This window comes from Paenirhodobacter ferrireducens (assembly GCF_004022265.1).
In the GTDB taxonomy this organism is placed as follows: Bacteria; Pseudomonadota; Alphaproteobacteria; order Rhodobacterales; family Rhodobacteraceae; genus Rhodobacter; species Rhodobacter ferrireducens.
Genome location: NZ_SAVB01000015.1, coordinates 46750 through 64541, shown reverse-complemented (window position 1 = coordinate 64541; position 17792 = coordinate 46750). Strand labels below are relative to the sequence as shown.

General features: G+C 69.0%; 15 protein-coding genes. 5 read left to right on the top strand and 10 right to left on the bottom strand.

The window, feature by feature from the left end; genetic code table 11:
* The 7 genes from addA to regB form a co-directional block, all read right to left on the bottom strand.
* Positions 1-3387, bottom strand: a complete 3387-nt coding sequence (addA, locus tag EOW65_RS11715) for a double-strand break repair helicase AddA (protein ID WP_128149634.1) — start codon at positions 3385-3387, stop codon at positions 1-3.
* Positions 3384-6314 carry a double-strand break repair protein AddB gene (gene addB / locus EOW65_RS11710; protein ID WP_128149632.1) on the bottom strand — a complete coding sequence of 977 codons (2931 nt, stop codon included), beginning with the start codon at positions 6312-6314 and terminating at the stop codon, positions 3384-3386. The genes addA and addB overlap by 4 nt, the downstream gene beginning before the upstream one ends.
* Positions 6307-6993 (bottom strand): nucleotidyltransferase family protein, encoded by a 687-nt coding sequence (locus EOW65_RS11705; RefSeq protein WP_128149630.1) that lies wholly within the window; start codon positions 6991-6993, stop codon positions 6307-6309. Before EOW65_RS11705 ends, addB begins: the two co-directional genes overlap by 8 nt.
* Entirely contained in the window at positions 6990-7970 is a 981-nt protein-coding gene (locus tag EOW65_RS11700) for an aminoglycoside phosphotransferase family protein (RefSeq protein WP_128149628.1), read from the bottom strand. The genes EOW65_RS11705 and EOW65_RS11700 overlap by 4 nt, the downstream gene beginning before the upstream one ends.
* A complete protein-coding gene (gene tsaE / locus EOW65_RS11695; RefSeq protein WP_128149626.1) occupies positions 7963-8460 on the bottom strand; it encodes a tRNA (adenosine(37)-N6)-threonylcarbamoyltransferase complex ATPase subunit type 1 TsaE in 498 nt (165 codons plus the stop codon). The genes EOW65_RS11700 and tsaE overlap by 8 nt, the downstream gene beginning before the upstream one ends.
* Before the next feature lie 40 nt (positions 8461-8500).
* Complete coding sequence (locus EOW65_RS11690) at positions 8501-10063, bottom strand: PAS-domain containing protein (protein ID WP_128149624.1); 1563 nt, start codon at positions 10061-10063, stop codon at positions 8501-8503.
* A 91-nt stretch (positions 10064-10154) separates the two neighbouring features.
* Positions 10155-11540 (bottom strand): sensor histidine kinase RegB, encoded by a 1386-nt coding sequence (gene regB / locus EOW65_RS11685; protein ID WP_128149622.1) that lies wholly within the window; start codon positions 11538-11540, stop codon positions 10155-10157.
* A 113-nt stretch (positions 11541-11653) separates the two neighbouring features.
* Here regB and EOW65_RS11680 point away from each other — a divergent pair, with 113 nt between their 5' ends.
* The 3 genes from EOW65_RS11680 (at position 11654) to EOW65_RS11670 (ending at position 13317) form a co-directional block, all read left to right on the top strand.
* Positions 11654-12295: an SCO family protein gene (locus tag EOW65_RS11680; RefSeq protein ID WP_369407174.1), complete on the top strand. Its 642-nt coding sequence runs from the start codon at positions 11654-11656 to the stop codon at positions 12293-12295.
* A gap of 81 nt (positions 12296-12376) precedes the next feature.
* Positions 12377-12931 carry an ActR/PrrA/RegA family redox response regulator transcription factor gene (locus EOW65_RS11675; protein WP_113898663.1) on the top strand — a complete coding sequence of 185 codons (555 nt, stop codon included), beginning with the start codon at positions 12377-12379 and terminating at the stop codon, positions 12929-12931.
* A gap of 71 nt (positions 12932-13002) precedes the next feature.
* Positions 13003-13317 carry an H-NS histone family protein gene (locus EOW65_RS11670; protein WP_128149620.1) on the top strand — a complete coding sequence of 105 codons (315 nt, stop codon included), beginning with the start codon at positions 13003-13005 and terminating at the stop codon, positions 13315-13317.
* A 3-nt stretch (positions 13318-13320) separates the two neighbouring features.
* Here the strand turns inward: EOW65_RS11670 and EOW65_RS11665 are convergent, their stop codons facing one another.
* Both EOW65_RS11665 and EOW65_RS11660 read right to left on the bottom strand, forming a co-directional pair.
* Positions 13321-14199 carry a LysR family transcriptional regulator gene (locus EOW65_RS11665; protein WP_128149618.1) on the bottom strand — a complete coding sequence of 293 codons (879 nt, stop codon included), beginning with the start codon at positions 14197-14199 and terminating at the stop codon, positions 13321-13323.
* 181 nt (positions 14200-14380) lie between these two features.
* Entirely contained in the window at positions 14381-14971 is a 591-nt protein-coding gene (locus EOW65_RS11660; protein WP_128149616.1) for an HD domain-containing protein, read from the bottom strand.
* 155 nt (positions 14972-15126) lie between these two features.
* On the opposite strand from EOW65_RS11660, the gene ahcY reads away from it, so the two are divergent.
* Together ahcY and EOW65_RS11650 are read left to right on the top strand one after the other, a co-directional pair.
* Positions 15127-16518, top strand: coding sequence for an adenosylhomocysteinase (gene ahcY, locus EOW65_RS11655; protein ID WP_128149614.1), 1392 nt, complete (start codon positions 15127-15129; stop codon positions 16516-16518).
* Positions 16519-16725: 207 nt separating this feature from the next.
* Positions 16726-17067 carry a DUF2853 family protein gene (locus EOW65_RS11650; RefSeq protein WP_128149612.1) on the top strand — a complete coding sequence of 114 codons (342 nt, stop codon included), beginning with the start codon at positions 16726-16728 and terminating at the stop codon, positions 17065-17067.
* Between the two features lie 47 nt (positions 17068-17114).
* On the opposite strand, the gene EOW65_RS11645 is transcribed toward EOW65_RS11650, so the two are convergent.
* Complete coding sequence (locus EOW65_RS11645) at positions 17115-17726, bottom strand: enoyl-CoA hydratase/isomerase family protein (RefSeq protein WP_128149610.1); 612 nt, start codon at positions 17724-17726, stop codon at positions 17115-17117.
* Positions 17727-17792 lie beyond the last annotated feature (66 nt).

The following is a 17792-nucleotide window of genomic DNA, read 5'->3' as shown; positions in this document are numbered from 1 at the left end:
TCAAGACGCGGGGGCTGTGCGCAATGCCGCATCCATCTGTGCGTCGTCAAGCCGTGTCAGCGTGGCGCTGCGGGTCCAGACCAGCAGGCATTCGATGCGTCGCCCGGGATAGATTTGCCTCAGCGCCGCGCGATAGGCGGCGAGCTGGCGGACAAGGCCAAGCGGCACCTCCCCGGCGCTGCCGGGCAACACCGCGTTCGACTTGTAATCGAGCACGCTGACCAGATCGGGCGTCACCCGCAGCCGGTCGATGGTGCCGTGGATGCGCTGGTTCTCGAGTTCGGGCAGGGTCGCGGTGATCTCCACCTCGGCGAGCGTGTCCGGGCCGAGAAAGCCCATCTCGTCGAGCCGGTCGAGCACCGGGGTGACGAGGGGCAGAAGTGCCTCGGCCTCCGTCGCGTCGGTGCGGTCCGGTCCGGTGGCCAGCAGGTCGCGCGCGACCGCGGGCCAGTCCTCGCGCGGCCGCTCGGGCAGGTGTTCAAGGAGCAGGTGCAGCTGTCGGCCGCGGCGCTTGCTTTCCTCCTCGGTGGCGAAGTCGGTCTCGCCCGGCAGCGCCTTCGCCCCGCCGAGGTCCGAGGGCGAGAGCGTCGCCGCCGGCCGTTCGCCCCGCGGCGCCCGGTTGCGGATCCAGTCGGGCAGGGCGGTGGCATCGGAGTGCGCCGCGGGCGTGGGGGCGGCAGGGGCGGGCCAGTCGCCATGCGCAAGGCGCGCGACGGGGCCAAGCGCCTGCGCCGGCGCCGAATGCGCCGAGACAGGCTCTGTTCCGGCCCGTTCGAGCCCTGCCTGCACCAGCGTGTACCAGCTGTCCTCGCCTTCGCCGACATCGCCTGCGGCCGCCACGATCAACCATTTCTCGGCCCGCGTCAGCGCCACATACAGCAGCCGCATCCGTTCCTCGCGCGCCCGCGCAATCGCCGCCTCGTGCAAGCCGCGCAGCACCGGCGGCATCTCGGCCGTCGGCCCCTTCCAATAGGCCGTGCCCTCGGGCGTGGTGTAGACATCGGAGCCGTTCGGCGGGCGCGGTTTCGCGGTGTCGGGCAAGATCACGATCGGCGCCTCGAGCCCCTTGGCGCCATGCACGGTCATCACCCGGACGGTGCGGCCCTCGTTCTCGAGCTGCCGCTTGACCTCGATCTCCTCGGCGCCAAGCCAGCCGAGGAAGCCGGTGAGGCTCGGGATTTCCGTGCTCTCATAGGCCAGCGCCTGCGAGATCAGCTCGTCGATGCCGTCCTCCGCCTCGACGCCAAGCCGCGCGATCAGCCGTTCGCGCGCGCCATGACGGTTCAGCAACCGCTCGATCACGTCATAGGGGCGCAGGAAATCGGCCTGATCGAGTAGGTCCTGCAGGATGTCGAGCGTTTCGGGGTGGGTGGTGTCGCGCCGCAGCGCCTGCCACAGATAGCCCTTGCGGGGCTGAGCAAGCGCGTAAAGCTCGCGCTCGCTCCAGCCGAAGATCGGCGAGCGCAGCGCCTCGGCGAGCGACAGGTCATCCTCGGGCGTGGCCAGAAAGGCCAGAACAGAGCCGATATCCTTCACCGCAAGTTCCGCACCAAGCTTGAGCCGGTCGGCGCCGGCGACGGCAAGCCCCGCCGCCTTGCAGGCGCGGATGATCTCGGCAAAGAGCGGGCCGCGGCGCTGCACCAGCACCAGGAAGTCGCCCTCGTGCACCGGACGCGCGCCCGCGCCCTCGGGGATCTGCACACCGCGCGCGATCATCGCGGCGATCTCGGCGGCGATGGTGCGGGCCAGAACGACCTGCGCATCCTCGGCGCCGGGCAGATCGACCGGGGCCTCCCAATCGTCCTCGCTCTCGTCCTTCGACTGTTCGATCACCGGCCAGAGGTCGACGCGGCCGGGCAGGCCGGTCTTGAAGGCGATATGCTCGGGCACGCCCCCCAGCCCGCCGGCCGCCTCGCCCGCGAAGGTCAGGTCGACCAGCCGCAGGATCGCCGGCGAAGAGCGGAAGGAGTGCTGCAGCTCGCTCACCTGCAAGGGCCGCTCGATCGCCGCGAATTTCGCCGAAAAATGGCTCTGCATCGCCTCGAAACGGTGCAGGTCCGCGCCCTGGAAGGAATAGATCGACTGCTTGCGGTCGCCCACCACGAAGATCGTGCGGGTTTCCTGCCGGGCGCCCTCGCCGGCGGTGAATTCGTCGGCCAACCGCTCGATCACGGCCCATTGCCCGGGGCTGGTGTCCTGCGCCTCGTCGACGAGGATATGGTCGATGCCGCCATCGAGACGGAACAGCACCCATTGCGCCACCGAGCCGCGCGACAGAAGCTGTGCCGCGCGGTCGATCAGGTCGTCGAAGTCGAGCCAGCCGCCGAGCGTCTTGCGCGCCCGATAGCGCGGCAGGAACACCCGGGCGAAGCGGTGGAGCGCCAGGCTGCGCGCGACATTGGCCAGCGCGAATTCGGCACCGCGGGCCTCGGCCACGCGCTCCATCAGGGCGCGGAAGGCGTCGGTCAGCTCTTCGCCCAGCTCCTTGACCGCGCCCTTGGTCAGCAGGCTGGCGGTCTTCGCCTCGGCGATGCGCAGGCCGTCCTTGCTGTAGAGGAACTGTCCGTAAAGCGGGGGAAGGGCCGCGGGCCCCGGGGCGCGCCAGTCGATCGCGGCCAGCCCCTCGGCAAGTTTCTTCATCGTCGCGCTTTGCCCGCGCAAGACCGGCAGCACCGCCTCGATCAGCGCCGCCTCGCTGCCGTTGAAGGCGATCCCGGGCAGATCGTCGGGGCCGAAACCGGCGGGCTGGCCCAGCCCCTCGAGCAGCGCGGCGCGGTCCGGATCGCGCTGGAAAGCGACCCTGTTCTTGCGAATCTCGTCGATGATCTCGCCCAGATCCTCGCCGGCGTGGAAGGCCACGAGGTCATCCAGAACCGCCCGCTCCGGTCCCGCCGCGATCTCTTCCAGCACATCGGCGCGCAGCTCGGCCGCGCTGCGGTCGTCAAGCTCGGTGAAGCCGTGCGGCACACCGGCCTCAAGCGGGAAGCGGCGCAGAAGCGCACCGCAGAAGGAATGGATCGTCTGGATCTTCAGCCCGCCCGGGGTCTCGATCGCCTGCGCGAAGAGACGCCGCGCCTGCGCCAGACGCTCGTCGGTGATCGGCCCCGCCTCGCCCAGCCGGTCAAGCTCGCCGCGCAGCGCGCCGTCTTCCAGCATCGCCCAGGCCCCGAGCCGCTTCAGCAGCCGGTTCTGCATCTCGCTCGCCGCGGCCTTGGTATAGGTCAGGCACAGCACCTTCTGCGGCTCGGTCCCGCCCAGAAGCAGCCGCGCCACGCGGTCGGTCAGCACCTTGGTCTTGCCCGAGCCGGCATTCGCCGACAGCCAGGTCGAGGCGGCGGGATCGGCGGCGCGGATCTGCCGCTCGGTCGCCAGATCGGGTCTGTTCATGCCAGATCCTCCGGTTCGGCCCGGTCGCTCAGCTGCCATTCGCCAAAGCGCGAGAGCTGGTCATAGTCGCTGACATCGCGCGTCGAGCGCAGCGCGCGGCGCGCGGTATAGCCGGTCTTGGGGTCGAGGTAACGCGCGATCAGCCGGGTGAATTTCTCCCAGCTCTCGGCGACCTCCTCGCGCGGGATGGCCAGATCGCGGGTCTCGCCCTCGCCGCCGAGGCGGATATAGGTCATCGCCGCCACCTCGCGCGGGCCAAGCGCGGTGAAGGCGCCGCGCTCGATCATCGCGGCTTCCAGCAGCAATTGCTTGTCGTAATAGCGCACTTCCTTGTCGGTGGGCGGCAGGCCGGACTTGTAGTCGAACAGATGCGCGCGCCCGTCGGTGCAGATGTCGATGCGGTCGGGTTTCGCGGTCAGGACGAAGCCCAGGTCGGGCAGGGCCTGGGTGCCGCGGGTTTCGATCACCACGGGCGTGCCCTCGGCCTGACGGCGGGCCTCGTCCTCGACCAAGCGGCGGGCGATGCGGCGGATCCGGGCAAGCCAGAGCCGCTGCGCGCTTGGCCAGGGGATCTCGGCGGCCAGAACCTCTTCGGCGATGGCAAGGAGCCGCGCCTCGGCGTCCTCGAGGCTTTCGACCTCGGGGCGGGTCTTCAGGAAACGCTCGACGATCAGGTGCAGCACCTGGCCGCGCAGCCGCGGGTCGGGTTCGGGGCGCAGCGGATCGAGCGGGCGCAGCCGCAGGATGCGCCCGGCGTAAACCGCGTAAGGGTCGCGGATCAGGGTCTTGATCGCGGTCACCGGCAGCTCGCGCGGGCGGACCTCGGCGGGCGGGCGGGGCGCGGGGCGGGGCGCGGGCGGCAGGCTCAGCCGCGGCGCCTCGGCCGCCTCGGCCAGCCGCAGCCAGGCGCTGCCGCGTGCCCGCATCGCCGCCAGCGCCTCGGGGCCATGGCCGTCGGGAAGGCCACCAAGCAGGTTCGTCAGCCGGTTCAGCCAGCGCGAGGGCACGGTTTCCGCATCGGCATCGCGGCGGGAGCGCGACAGAACCACCTGCCGCGCGCCGATCGCCTGCTGGAAGTCATGCGCCGACAGCCCGATCTGCCGTTCGGGCAGCGGCAGGCCGGCATCGAGCCGCATCTTGCGGCTGAGCCAGGGGTCGGGGGCCGGCGCCTCGGGCCAGCTGCCCTCGTTCAGCCCGCCCAGAAGGACGAGCCCCGCGCCCTGCACGCGGGCCTCGAGCGCGCCGAGGAAAGTGATGCCAGGATGCACGGTCAGCGGGTTGCGCACCTGCCCCGCGCGCAAGAGCGTGTCGACCAGATCTGCGTAATCGGCGGGGCCATAGCTGCCGCCATGCTCGGCCTCGGCGGCAAGCTCGGTGAAGACCCGCAGGCATTCCTGCCCGGCATCGAGCTGCCAGAAGCCGCTCGCCTCGGGCGAGCCGTCCGGGCCGGCGGCCAGCGTGGCCACCAGCGCCAGATGCGTCTCGATGCAGGCCGAAAGCGGCTGAACCGGGGCGTCCTCGAAGCGTGGCAGAAGGGCGGCCAGCCAGTCAGCCCAGGCCTGTTTCGCCGCATCCCCCCCGGCCCAACGGGTCAGCGCCGCGGCATCGGGGAAGGCCGGGCCATGGCGGCGCAGCCAGAGTTCAAGCTCGCGGGTGAAGCGCAGGTGATGGCCGCGCATCGTGGCGCCGGCGCCGGTCAGCGGATGCTTGAGCAGCACCAGAAGCGGCTCGATCATCAGCGTGCGGCCGCGCAACCGCGCGACATGGCGCAGCAGCCGGCCGGGGGCCGACAGGTGCAGCGGCGCGCCGGCGCTGTCATCGGGCAGGATGCCCCAGCGGTCGAGCGTGGCGGCGACGCGGCGGGTCAGCATCCGGTTCGGGGTGATCAGCGTGGCGGGCTCGCCCCGCTCGGCGGCCTCGCGCAGGATCAGCGCAAGCGCCAGCGCCTCGTGTCGCGGATCGGGTGCCTCGATCAGCGAGAGCCCCTCGCAGGCCGGGCGCAGGTCACCCAGCTGCGCGCCCTCGTTCAGCCATTGGTCGGTGACCGGCGCGGGCCGCAGCGCGAGCGAGACAAGCGCATTGCGGTGCCCGGTGTCGGGCTCGGCATCGGTCCAGCGCTGCACCTCGGCCGGGCTGCGGTGAAGCCGGTCGAGCAGCGCGCGGAAGCGGAACTGCGGATGATCCTCGATCGGCATCTTGCCGGAACAGAGACTGTTCCAGGCCGGCTCGGGCATCTGGAAATCGAAGCCCGGCAGCACGATCAGCCCGTTCGGCAGCGCCGCCACCGCCTCGATGAAGAGCGCCGTCGCCCCGTGCGAGCCGGTCGAGCCGGCGACGACGATCCGCTCGTCCGTGGGCGTGTCGTGCCAGCGCGCGGCCAGTGCCTCGACGATGCGGCGCTGGCGGGCCTCGATGTCGGGGGCGCTGTCCGCCTCGAAGAAGCGGGCGACGATGCGGATGAACTCGAGGCTGAACTGCCAGTGCTCGGCGTGGCTGTCGCGGATGTCGAGCGCCTCGAGCGCCTCGGGTGGCACGCCCTCGCCCTGCATCTCGGACATCAGCGTGGCAAGGCTGTCGGTCAGGCTGAAAAGACCCGCGCCGGCCTCGAAAGCAGGCAGGCGCGAGACCAGGCCTGCCACCAGTTGCGCCAGTTCCAGCCGGCGGCGCAGCGGCGAGACGTTGGCCGGGATGCCGGCGACGGGCTCGCGCCGCAGGTCGGAGATCAGCGCGAGGCGGGGCAGGAAGCGGGCGCCGGTGCGGTCGAATTCCTCGCGCACGCGGCGCATCATCCGGCCCGAGTTCAGATAAAGCCGCAGCCGCGCCATCGCCTCGGGCGGTTCGGCCTGCATCCGGGCGATCAGGCCGGTGACAAGCTCGCGCGCGAAGTCGACACCCGGCGGCAGGGCGAAGAGCGGTGCCTCAGCCATCGGCGGCACCCAGCATCGCCTCGGCGAGCGGGATGCTTTCCGGCCGGCCGACGTCGCACCAGCCGCCCGGATGCACCACGCCGAAGGCGCGGCCCTCGTCCAGAAGCCGGTCCCAGAGCCGGTTGAGCGAGAAGACCTCGTCCGAAATCGTCACTATTCCGGCCGGATTCAGGATCTGCGCCCCGGTGTAGACATAGCCGGGCCCGCGCCGGATCCGGCCGTCGGGGGAAAGCGAGAAGTCACCCGTGCCACTGTGGCCGGTGGCGCGTTCGACCGGCACGAGGGCGAGAAGCGCCCCCATCCGGGCGGGGGCCCATCCGGCGCGCAGCGTGGCGAGCGGGTTCGGCCCGGTCCAGATCGCGTCGGTGTTCAGGGTGAAGACGGGGCCGGGGCCAAGCAGCGGCAGCGCCTTGCGCAGCCCGCCGCCGGTTTCGAGGATGCGCTCGCTCTCGTCCGAGATCTGCACCTCGCTGCCGGCAAGATGTGTCGCGACCTGCTCGCCAAGGTAATGGGTGTTTGCGACGATCCGGGCGACGCCCGCCGCGCGGGCGATGTCGAGCGCGTGGTCGAGCAGCGGCCGGCCAGCCACCTCGACCAGCGGCTTCGGCCGGCTGCGGGTCAGCTCTCCCATCCGGGTGCCGAAGCCCGCGGCGAAGAGCATCAGGGTGTCGGGGCTCATGCGGCCTCCTGCTTCAGCCGGGCGATGAGCGCGGCATCGGGGGCGGGGAAGGCTGCGGTGACCGTCGCCGCCAGATCGGCGAGCGCCGGATGGGCGAGGTTGTGCATCAGGTTGGCCCAGTTGCGCGGCATCAGATCGAGGTAATGCGGCTTGCCATAGAGCTTTGCGAGGCGGGCGAAGACGCCCTGGATGCGCAGCGCCCGCTGTGCGCCGAGAAGGGCGTAGGCCCGGTCGAAATCGGCCGGATCGAGCCCGCGGGCCGCGGCATAGCGCGCCCTTTCGCGCGCCGCGACCGCGGGCGAGACGGTGCGGCGCACGTCCTGCAGCGCCGAGACGAGGTCATAGGCCGGGTGCGCGGCGACGGCATCCTGAAAGTCGAGCAGGCCAAGCCGTGCCGTGCCGGTCCGCTCGGGCAGCCAGAGCGCATTCTCGGCGTGGAAATCGCGCAGGCACAGCACCGGGGGCACGGGCGACAGCCCCGCGTAAAGCGCGGCGATCTGGCCCGGCACCGCCTCGGCGGCGGTCTGCGACAGGGTCGGATAGTGTTCGACGGTCAGCTCGACCAGCTCGGCCAGGGCCGACCCGTCGAGCGGCGCGACGAATTCCGGCGCGGGCAGGCGGTGCAGGTCGAGCAGGAAATCGGTGACGAAGGCATAGATCTCGCCCTCGCGCGGCGGATCGTCGTGCAGCAGCCGCGACAGCAGGTCGTCGCCCAGATCCTCGAGCAGCATCAGCCCCGCCGCCGCGTCCTCGGCGAAGATCTCGGGGGCGGAAAAGCCGGCCTCGCGCAGCCAGCGGCCGATGCGGGAAAAGCGGCTGATCTCGTCCGCCGCGGGCGAGATCATCAGCACGGCGCGGCCACCCGAAGGGCGGGCAAGGCGTTCGTAGCGGCGGGCCGAGGCGTCGCCGGCGAGCGGGCGGCGGGTGGCGTCGGCCCAGCCGGCCGCGGCGAGGAAGGCGTCGATTTTCTCAGGCATCGGGCCAGCTTTCCAAGGGCTGCAGGCGGGCACGCCAGGCGGCATCGCCCGAGATTTCGACCGCGCGCGCCGCGCCGCCCGCGCGCAGCGAAAAGCGCAGGGTGAGCGCACCCGGGGGGGTCAGATCGCCGAGCCGGTCGGGCCATTCGACGAGGCAGATCGCGGTCTCGAAGGCCTCGTCGAGGCCGAGCTCGATCGCCTCGTCGGGGTGGGTCAGCCGGTAGAGGTCGGCGTGCCAGATCTCGGGCGCGGCGTCGTAGCTTTGCACCAGGGTGAAGGTCGGCGAGGGGATGTCCTCGTGCCGGCCAAGGGCCGCGAGCCGGGCCGAGATCAGGGCGCGGGCGAAATGCGTCTTGCCGGCGCCGATCTGCCCCTCGAGCAGCAGCACGTCGCCCGCGCGCAGCAGCGGGGCCAGGGTTTCGCCCAGCCGGGCGGTGGCCTCGGCATCGGGCAGGTCAAGCGTGAAGAGGGGGGGCGTCTCGGTCGGCATGGGCGCACTCTACCGCGCCCCGGCCGCGCCGCAACCCGTATCAGCCCGAGGACTGCGGCAGAGCGCTGAGGGGCACCGCGGCGGGGGTGAAGCCGGCCAGCATCGCCCCGCCCTGGATCGGCACGAAGCGGCAGCGCAGCGGGGTGCCGTCGGGCAGGGGCACCTCCCCCTCGATCGTCAGGCGTTCCGCTGAGCGCAGGCAGAAGGCGCGGGCCTGCGGCCAGAGCATGCTGGCGCCGCAGATTTCCTGCCAGCGCCGGGTCGCATCGAGGATGGTGACGCGGCCGAGCGTGGTGCCGGGCTCGACCTGCCACAGTGCGTCATAGGCGCGGTTCGACAGCGCAAGCTCGCCCGAGGCCCGGAACACCGCGACGGCCTCGGGCATCAGGTCGAGCACCTCCTGGCTCAGTTCGAGCTCGGCGCGGAAGCGGCGTGTGAGCGAGACCTCGGCCGAGATATCCTCGACCAGGAAGGCGACGGCGCCATCGGGGTGAGGGCGGCCGGTGACGCGATAGGTCTGGCCGCCGGGCAGGTTCCAGGTCTCGGTGTGAAAGCCCGCCGCGGCAGCTTTTTCCAGCGCGGTCATCTGCAGCCGCCAGCTGCGATAGTCCTTCGGTTCGGGCATCATCCGCGACTCGCGCAGCCGGTCGAGCAGGGCATAGAGCGTGGGCCGCGCCGAGAGGAAATCGGGGCTGAGCTGGGTCAGGTCGATCAGCGCCGGGTTGAACAGCTGCAGCCGGCGTTCGCGGTCGAAGATCGCGAGCCCGATCGGCAGGCCGGCGAAGGTCTTCGTCAGGGTCTGCACGAAGTCGCGCAGCGCGGTCTCGGCGCGTATCGTGGCATCGGCGGGCTGGGCGTAATGCAGCGCGCCGTCGGTCAGCACGAAACTGTGGCAGTCGAACCAGAGCGCGCCGGCCGCGCGGGCAATGCGCAGCCGGCGCGGCGTGGTCGGTGGCGCCGCCTCGTGCGGGAACAGTCGCGGCAGCGGCCAGACGAGACAGTCCTCGCCGTCGCCGAAGGCGTCCGACAGCAGCAGATAGGCCCGGTTCGCCCAGCATACGGCGCCTTGCCCATCCTCGCGCCAGACCGGCGCCGGCAGCGAGTCGAAGGCCTGACGCAGCAATGCAAGCTCGTCCTCGAGCGCGCGTTGCGACAGCCCGTCGACCAGCACGCCACGGCCCTCGGCCGCCGGGTCGATCAGGGTGATGCGGGCGAGCCCGCCGATGTGCTCGGCCAGCAGGTGCAGCGGTGGGCGCGGGTCCGCCTCGGGCACCGAGATCAGTTCGAGACGGCCCTGTTCGGCAAGCGAGCCCATGGCACGGGCGAAGCCCTCGAACCGCGGCGCAAGGAAGGCGCACAGCCGGTCCCAGTCGTTGCCGCTGGTCGGGGTCGCGGCGAGAAGGCTGCGGGCCGGGCCGGTGGCATCGACGAGGTGGCGGTCGTCGAACAGGAACACCGTGGGTTCCAGCACCGGGTGCGCGGCGGCGCTTGGCCGGGCCGACGGGCGGCGCGGCGCAAGATAGGAAAGCAGCATCAGCGCAAGGAGTGCGGCGCCGATCGACGTGGTCACGATGATCAGGGCCTCGAGCCAACCGCCTTGCATCACCGCATCCTTTCACCCTTTGCTCGATCCTCGGGGAAGATGGTTAACTCAACGTTAAGTTGAGTCGTCGGTGCCGGCTGGTGCCGGCCGATCAGGGCGTGATCGGGATATTTTCGCCCAGAGGGCCGGTTTCGGGGGCAAGCAGCCGCGCCGCGGGCCAGCGCACCTCGACCACGGCGCCCGAGCGGCGCGGGGCGGCGCCTTCTGCGGCCACCGGTTCGGCGCCATTGGCGAATCGCAAGCTGGCGCCGGTGCGCTCGAGCAGGGTCTTGGCGATGAACAGACCAAGGCCCATGCCCTCGTATTCCGGGCGGGCGCTGCGCTCGGTCGGGCGGCTGTGCAGGAACGGGTCGCCGATCCGGCCGAGCACGCCGGGCGCATAGCCGCGGCCGTCGTCGGTGATGCGCACGGTGATCTGCTGGCCGGTCCATTCGGCATCGACCCAGACCGTGCTTTGCGCGAAGTCGACGGCATTCTGCACCAGGTTGCGCAGCGCGTGGATGAGTTCGGGATAGCGATAGATCGACGGCTGCCGGTCCGAGCCGCCGGGGGCGGGGGCGGCCTCGAAGCGGATCTCCTTGCCGCGGTCGAGATGCGGCTCGGCCGCCTCGCGCAGTACGGCCAGCAGCGGCGCCGAGCGCAGGTGCAGGTCGTCCTTTCCGGCGCGGCCCATCGAGCGCAGGATGTCGCGGCAGCGGTCGGCCTGCTCGCGGATCAGCAGCGCGTCCTCGTAAAGCTCGGGCCGGTCGTCGAGCTCGTCGGCAAGCTCCGAGGAGACCAGCTTGATCGTCGCGAGCGGCGTGCCGAGCTCATGCGCCGCCGCTGCCACCACGCCGCCAAGGTCGGTCAGCTTCTGCTCGCGGGCCAGCGCGAGCTGAGTGGCCAGCAGCGCGTCGCCCATCGAATGGATCTCGCCGGCGATGCGGTGGGCATAGCCGCCGAGGAAGATCACCCCGACCACGATCGCGACCCAGGTGCCGAATTCGATCATCGGCGGCATCGCCAGCTCGACGCCCTCCTTCGTGGTCAGCGGCAGGTTGAAGAGCGCGACGCAGGAGATCATCGCGATCGTCGCGGTGCCCAGCAGCAGCGTCGGGCGCAGCTCGAGCGCGGTGGCGGCGATCGTGGCAGGCACCAGGATCAGCAGCGCGAAAGGGTTGTTCAGCCCGCCGGTGAGGGCGAGCAGCAGCGCGAGCTGCGCGGTGTCGAAGAGCAGCGTCGCTGTCACCTCGGCCTGGCTCAGCCGCCGGCTTTCCGGAAAGAGCCGGATCGCCACCAGGTTTGCCGCGACCGCGGCGCCGATCGTGGCCAGGCACAGCGGCAGATCGAGCGCGATGTCGAACCAGTAGCAGGCGACGAGCAGCGCGCCGAGCTGCCCGGCAATCGCGGTCCAGCGCAGGAAGATCAGCGTGCGCAGCCGGACCCAGTCCTGATGGCTTTCGGCCAGGCGCAGTCCGGGTTCGGGCCGTTCCGCCATCTCCGCTCCGATCCGGACCCGTATTTCATGGGTCCTGTTGTCACATTTTCCGTCGCGAACCTTGATAGTAGCGTCCCGCCCTGCGATCAATGCACAGCCCACCGGAAGGACCGATGATGAAGATCACCCCGAAAGCCGCCGCCATCGCCGCCGCCGTCCTCGTGGTCGCCGGACTGGGCGCCACCTGGCTTGCCAGCCGGGGCGGCGATGCCGACATGTTCGCGCAATGCCGCAAAAGCGTCGTCGGCGGCACCGCGAAGATCGGCGGGCCCTTCACTCTCGTCGACGAGACCGGCAAGACCGTCACCGACAAGGACGTTTTCATCAAGCCGAGCCTGCTTTATTTCGGCTATACCTATTGCCCCGATGTCTGCCCGATGGACAATTCGCGCAATGCCGAGGCGACCGATATCCTTGACGAGCGCGGCTATGACGTGACGCCGGTGTTCATCTCGGTCGACACCGACCGCGACACGCCCGACCTGTTGCGCGAATTCACCGACATCATGAGCCCGAAGATGATCGGTCTCACCGGCTCGAAAGAGCAGGTGGCGGCCGCCTCGCGCGCCTATCGCACCTATTTCAAGGTGCAGAACCCGGGCGACCCCTACACGCTGATCGACCACTCGACGCAGACCTATCTGGTCTTCCCCGAGATCGGCTTTGTGGAATTCTACAACCGGGATACCACCGCCGAACAGATGGCCGACTCGGTCGCCTGTTTCGTCGATGCGTGGAAGGGCGCGGAGAAATAAGGGATTTCCGCGGCAGCCGGAAATTGACCCGTTCCTCCGGACGCCTTAGAACCGTGGCAGGAACCATGCGGGGGACGGATGATGGCCGAGGACGAATTCGCGAAACTGGGGGCGGACCGGACGCTGCTTCTCGTCGATGACGACGTGCCGTTCCTCACCCGTCTGGCCCGGGCGATGGAGAAACGCGGCTTCGAGACCGAAACCGCCGAGACCGTTGCCGCCGGCAAGGCGATCGTGCAGGGCCGCCCGCCCGCCTATGCGGTGATTGACCTGCGGCTTGAAGATGGCAACGGGCTCGAGGTGGTCGAGGCGCTGCGCGAGAAGCGCCCCGATGCGCGGATCGTGGTTCTGACCGGCTATGGCGCGATCGCAACGGCGGTGGCCGCGGTGAAGATGGGGGCAACCGACTATCTGTCGAAACCCGCCGACGCGAACGATATCACCAGTGCGCTTCTGGCGAATGGCGAGGCCCTGCCGCCGCCGCCGGAAAACCCGATGAGCGCCGATCGCGTGCGCTGGGAGCATATCCAACGTGTTTATGAATTGTGCGACCGCAATGTTTCGGAAACGGCCCGCCGGTTGAATATGCATCGCCGCACCTTGCAGCGCATTCTGGCGAAGCGCAGCCCCCGCTGAGTTTTCGAAAAACTTGAAATCGACTCCATTTTGATGTTTATCTCCGGAAAACCCACCCTGGAGAGTCCGGAATGGATATCAATTTCGACGACCTGACACTTGCCGAACTCAAGACGCTGCGCACGAAAGTCGACCGTGCGATTGAAACCTATGAGGATCGCAAGAAACGCGAGGCGCTGCTCGAGCTCGAGGAAACCGCGCGCAGGATGGGCTATTCGCTCGCCGAGCTTGCCGAGCTGAGCAGCACGAAACCGCGTAAGGCGGTTGCGCCGAAATATGCCAACCCCGAAAATCCGGCCGAAACCTGGACTGGCCGCGGGCGCAAGCCGAAATGGGTCGAGGCCGCGCTGGCTGCCGGCAAGTCCCTCGAAGATCTGGCGATCTGAGGCTCAGACCTCGGTTTTCAGCCAGTCGACGAAAATCTGTGCCGCCGTGCTCAACGGGCCCGGCGGCCAGACCAGATAATAGCCGAGGCTTTCCTCGTTCAGCTCGCGGATTTTTATCAGCCAGCCGATTTTCAGGTCTTCCTCGATCAGCGCCTCGGTTTCGAGGTGCAGGCCAATGCCTTCGCGTGCGGCCGACAGCGCCAGTTCCTCGTTCGGGAAGTCAACGAATTTCAGCGCCGCGGGTTTCAGCCCGATCGATTCCAATAATTGCATTTGTTCGGGCCAATCGCCCTCGCGGATCCAGGGCAGCATCGACATTTCGCGCAGGCTGAGTTTCTGGCGCCCGCCCAGCAATTCCGGTGCGGCGACGACGATTTGCGGAGCCGAGGTGAGAAATTCGGAATTCACCCCCGGCCAGCGGCCATTGCCGAAACGGATGCCCAGATGCGCGCCCATTTCGCGCAGATCGCCGACCCGCGGTTCGGGCAGCAGCGACAGCGCAATCTCCGGATGCCGCTTCCAGAATTTCGCCAGTCGCGGCATCAGCCATTCGGCGGCGAAGGCCGGCGGCAGGGTGACGGTCAGCGGCCGCTCGGTCCGGGCCGTGCGCAGCCCTTCGACCGCAGTCTGGATCAGCAGGAAGCCATCAGTCAGCGCCGAGGCGAGCCGTTCCCCCTCGGCGGTCAGGTGCACATGCCGGCCCTCGCGCCATAGCAGCGCGACGCCGAGGTCCGCCTCGAGCGCGCGGACCTGCTGCTGCACGGCTGCCGGGGTGACGTTGAGCTTGCGCGCGGCGGCGCTGAAGCCGCCCTCCCGCGCTGTCGCGGCAAAGCCCCGCAGTGCCGTCAACGCCGGCATGTGACGCCAGTCGATTTCACTCATCTGTTAGATCACCTTGCAGGTCTGGAAAAATTCCTGACTCGCAAAAATCCACGAGTCAACGCAAATACAAGGCATCAACAGAACAAAGGAGATCAGAAAATGATCCGTATGCTTGCAGAAGTGATGACCCTCGCGATGGGCGGCTACGCGCCGCGGGCCGCGCGCAAGGGCGAATACACCTTCAATCGTTGAGCGCGCTCAGCAGGGCCATGTGGCGCGCGGTATACTCCGCGCGCACCTCGGCGGCGGGACGCAGACGGATCGCGAGCCCCCGCATCTGCCCCGGATCGGGGTGCCCGAAGATCCGGTCCGCCTCTTCCCGCGAAAATCCCGCGATCTGCTCGGCCTCGAGCCGGGCCGAAAGCGTATCAGCTTTCTTGATCGCTTTCTTGATCGGTGCGGGCAGCACCGCGGGCAGGCCGAAGCGCAGGTGCACCGCTGCGCTGAGCCGCGCATCAAGCTCGTGATAGCCTTCGCCGATCGCCGCCTTCACCGGGCTTATCATGTCGCCCAGCACGTATTCCGGGGCGTCGTGCAGCAGCGCGGCCAGCTGCCAGCGCGTGCCGATGCCGGGGTTCTGCCGGTCGAAGATCTGCTCGACCAGCAGCGAATGTTCCGCCACCGAATAGGGGTAGTCGCCGTGGGTCTGGCCGTTCCAGCGCGCCACGAAGGCCAGGCCGTGGGCGATGTCCTCGATCTCGATATCGACCGGCGTCGGGTCGAGCAGGTCGAGCCTGCGCCCCGAGAGCATCCGCTGCCATGCCCGTTTCATGCCGCCCTCCGCTGTGCTTTGCCTGTGCTAGCGAATGCGCGCCGGGCTGTAAACGCCGCGCGGCGCTGCGGCGCCGGCGCCTGCCCGGGCGATGATTGCCGCGCCGGCCCCGAAATGGTAGACAATGCCTTAATGCCGACATTTGGGAGCCATTCATGGCCGATTACATCGTCAAGGACATTGCTCTGGCCGAGTTTGGCCGCAAGGAGCTCGATATTGCCGAAACTGAAATGCCGGGCCTGATGGCCTGCCGCGAGGAGTTCGGGAAGACGAAGCCGCTCGCCGGGGCGCGGATCGCCGGGTCGCTGCACATGACGGTGCAGACCGCGGTGCTGATCGAGACGCTGAAGGTGCTGGGCGCCGATGTCCGCTGGGCCTCGTGCAACATCTTCTCGACCCAGGACCACGCCGCCGCCGCGATCGCCGCGACCGGCACCCCGGTCTTTGCGGTGAAGGGCGAGAGCCTTGAGGAATACTGGGCCTATACCGACCAGATCTTCCGCTTTGCCGAGGGCACGGCGAACATGATCCTCGATGATGGCGGCGACGCGACGCTCTACATCCTGCTCGGCGCGCGGGTCGAGGCGGGCGAGACCGAGCTGATCGCGGTGCCGACCTCGGACGAGGAAGTCTGCCTGTTCAACCAGATCAAGAAGCGCATGGCGGAAACCCCCGGCTGGTTCACCCAGCAGCGCGCCGCGATCCAGGGCGTGTCCGAGGAAACCACCACCGGCGTGCATCGTCTTTACGACCTGCACAAGAAGGGCCTGCTGCCCTTCCCGGCGATCAACGTGAACGACAGCGTCACCAAGTCGAAGTTCGACAACAAGTATGGCTGCAAGGAATCGCTGGTGGACGGCATCCGCCGCGCGACCGACGTGATGCTGGCCGGCAAGGTCGCCGTCGTGTGCGGCTATGGCGACGTCGGCAAGGGCTGTGCCGCCTCGCTGCAGGGCGCGGGCGCGCGGGTGAAGGTGACCGAGGTCGACCCGATCTGCGCGCTGCAGGCGGCGATGGACGGCTTCGAGGTGGTCGTGCTCGAGGATGAGGCGCCGAAGGCCGACATCTTCGTCACCACCACCGGCAACAAGGACGTGATCCGCATCGAGCACATGCGGGTGATGAAGGACATGGCGATCGTCGGCAACATCGGCCATTTCGACAACGAGATCCAGGTCGCCAGCCTGCGCAACCACAAGTGGACCAACATCAAGGATCAGGTGGACATGATTGAGATGCCCTCGGGCAACCGGATCATCCTGCTGTCCGAAGGGCGTCTGCTCAACCTCGGCAACGCGACGGGTCACCCGAGCTTCGTGATGTCGGCTTCCTTCACCAACCAGGTGCTGGCGCAGATCGAGCTGTTCACCAAGGGCGATGAGTATGCGCCGGGCGTCTACATCCTGCCCAAGCATCTCGACGAGAAGGTGGCGCGGCTGCATCTGGCGAAGATCGGCGTCAAGCTGACCGAGCTGCGCCCGGACCAGGCCGAATATATCGGCGTCACCGTCGACGGTCCTTACAAGGCGGATCACTACCGCTATTGAGCGCTGCAGGCGCCGAAATCGGGCCGCGCCTCCTTCCCCGGGGGGCGCGGCCTTCGCATTTTTAGGGGGCCCGATCGGCGGATTTTCCCCTGTGGGGATCTGCCGCGGAAGAATAGCTTTGTTCCCGGCGCGCCCTGTCCTAGGCTTCATGCGCGAGGCCGCCCCGAAGACGGTCGCGAGGTTGACATTTCAGGTGAGGATTCCGGGATGGGGAAGAGAGACGAACTGATTGCGAAATACGCCGAGGATCTGAAGACCAAGTGCGGCATGATGCCGGACATGGATCTGCTGACCAAGGTCACGATCGGCTGCGGGCCGGCGATCTACAACGCCGATGCCGAGACCGTCGCCGCCTCCGATCCGAGCGAGCTCGAGACGGTGAAGACCAATTTCCTGATGAAGAAGCTCGGCCTGGCCGACGGGCCCGAGCTGATGGACGCGATCGATGCGGTGATCGAGACCTATGGCCGGTCCGAGCGCAACAAGTATCGCGCCGTGGTCTATTACATGCTGGTCAAGCAATTCGGTAAGGAAGCCGTCTACGCCTGAGCCGCAGGGGTTTGGACGCGCCCGGGGCACTCCCGGGCGCGTTCGTCTCAGAACAGCGCCTTGATCCCGGCGATATGGGCGGGGGCCGCGGCGCGGGCATCGGTGGCCAGCGCCGCGACGGTCTCGGCCATCGCCTCGGGCGCGACGATGCGGTCGATCAGTCCCCAGGCCAGGGCCTCCTCGGCCTCGATCTTTTGTCCCGCCATCAGGATCATCTTCGCCCGTGCCGGCCCGATCAGCGCTGCCATCCGGCCCGGATCCGAGGGCTGCGGCAGGAAGCCGAGCTTCATCACCGGATAGAAGAACTTCGCGCCGGGCACCGCAAGGCGCAGGTCGCAGGCCAGCACCATCCCCATCGCCCCGCCCGCAAGCGTGCCGTTCAGCGCCGCGATCGTCAGGCAGGGCATCCGCGCGATCGCTCCCGAGAGCCGTTCCCAGACCGGGTTGGTGGCAAGCCCCGCCCGCGCCTCGTCAAGGTCGGCGCCGGCCGAGAACACCTTGCCGGTGCCGCGCAGCACGAAGACCTTCACCCCGGCCTCGGGTGCCGTCTCGGCGGCCGCGGCGAGCGTCGTCAGCATGTCGGTGGTCAGCGAATTGGCCTTCTCCGGCCGGTCGATGGTGACGGTGCGGACCCCGTCTGCGGTTTCAACCCGGATCATTCTTCTCCCCTCGCACGCGCGTTCGTGAAAGTCCTAGCAAGGCCGCGGGCTCTTGACCATCACCCC

Bases quoted from the DNA above. Each gene is read 5' to 3' on its own strand.
- addA (WP_128149634.1), bottom strand. From the start codon at position 3,387: ATGAACAGACCCGATCTGGCGACCGAGCGGCAGATCCGCGCCGCCGAT.
- addB (WP_128149632.1), bottom strand. From the start codon at position 6,314: ATGGCTGAGGCACCGCTCTTCGCCCTGCCGCCGGGTGTCGACTTCGCG.
- EOW65_RS11705 (WP_128149630.1), bottom strand. From the start codon at position 6,993: ATGAGCCCCGACACCCTGATGCTCTTCGCCGCGGGCTTCGGCACCCGG.
- EOW65_RS11700 (WP_128149628.1), bottom strand. From the start codon at position 7,970: ATGCCTGAGAAAATCGACGCCTTCCTCGCCGCGGCCGGCTGGGCCGAC.
- tsaE (WP_128149626.1), bottom strand. From the start codon at position 8,460: ATGCCGACCGAGACGCCCCCCCTCTTCACGCTTGACCTGCCCGATGCC.
- EOW65_RS11690 (WP_128149624.1), bottom strand. From the start codon at position 10,063: ATGCAAGGCGGTTGGCTCGAGGCCCTGATCATCGTGACCACGTCGATC.
- regB (WP_128149622.1), bottom strand. From the start codon at position 11,540: ATGGCGGAACGGCCCGAACCCGGACTGCGCCTGGCCGAAAGCCATCAG.
- EOW65_RS11680 (WP_369407174.1), top strand. From the start codon at position 11,654: ATGATGAAGATCACCCCGAAAGCCGCCGCCATCGCCGCCGCCGTCCTC.
- EOW65_RS11675 (WP_113898663.1), top strand. From the start codon at position 12,377: ATGGCCGAGGACGAATTCGCGAAACTGGGGGCGGACCGGACGCTGCTT.
- EOW65_RS11670 (WP_128149620.1), top strand. From the start codon at position 13,003: ATGGATATCAATTTCGACGACCTGACACTTGCCGAACTCAAGACGCTG.
- EOW65_RS11665 (WP_128149618.1), bottom strand. From the start codon at position 14,199: ATGAGTGAAATCGACTGGCGTCACATGCCGGCGTTGACGGCACTGCGG.
- EOW65_RS11660 (WP_128149616.1), bottom strand. From the start codon at position 14,971: ATGAAACGGGCATGGCAGCGGATGCTCTCGGGGCGCAGGCTCGACCTG.
- ahcY (WP_128149614.1), top strand. From the start codon at position 15,127: ATGGCCGATTACATCGTCAAGGACATTGCTCTGGCCGAGTTTGGCCGC.
- EOW65_RS11650 (WP_128149612.1), top strand. From the start codon at position 16,726: ATGGGGAAGAGAGACGAACTGATTGCGAAATACGCCGAGGATCTGAAG.
- EOW65_RS11645 (WP_128149610.1), bottom strand. From the start codon at position 17,726: ATGATCCGGGTTGAAACCGCAGACGGGGTCCGCACCGTCACCATCGAC.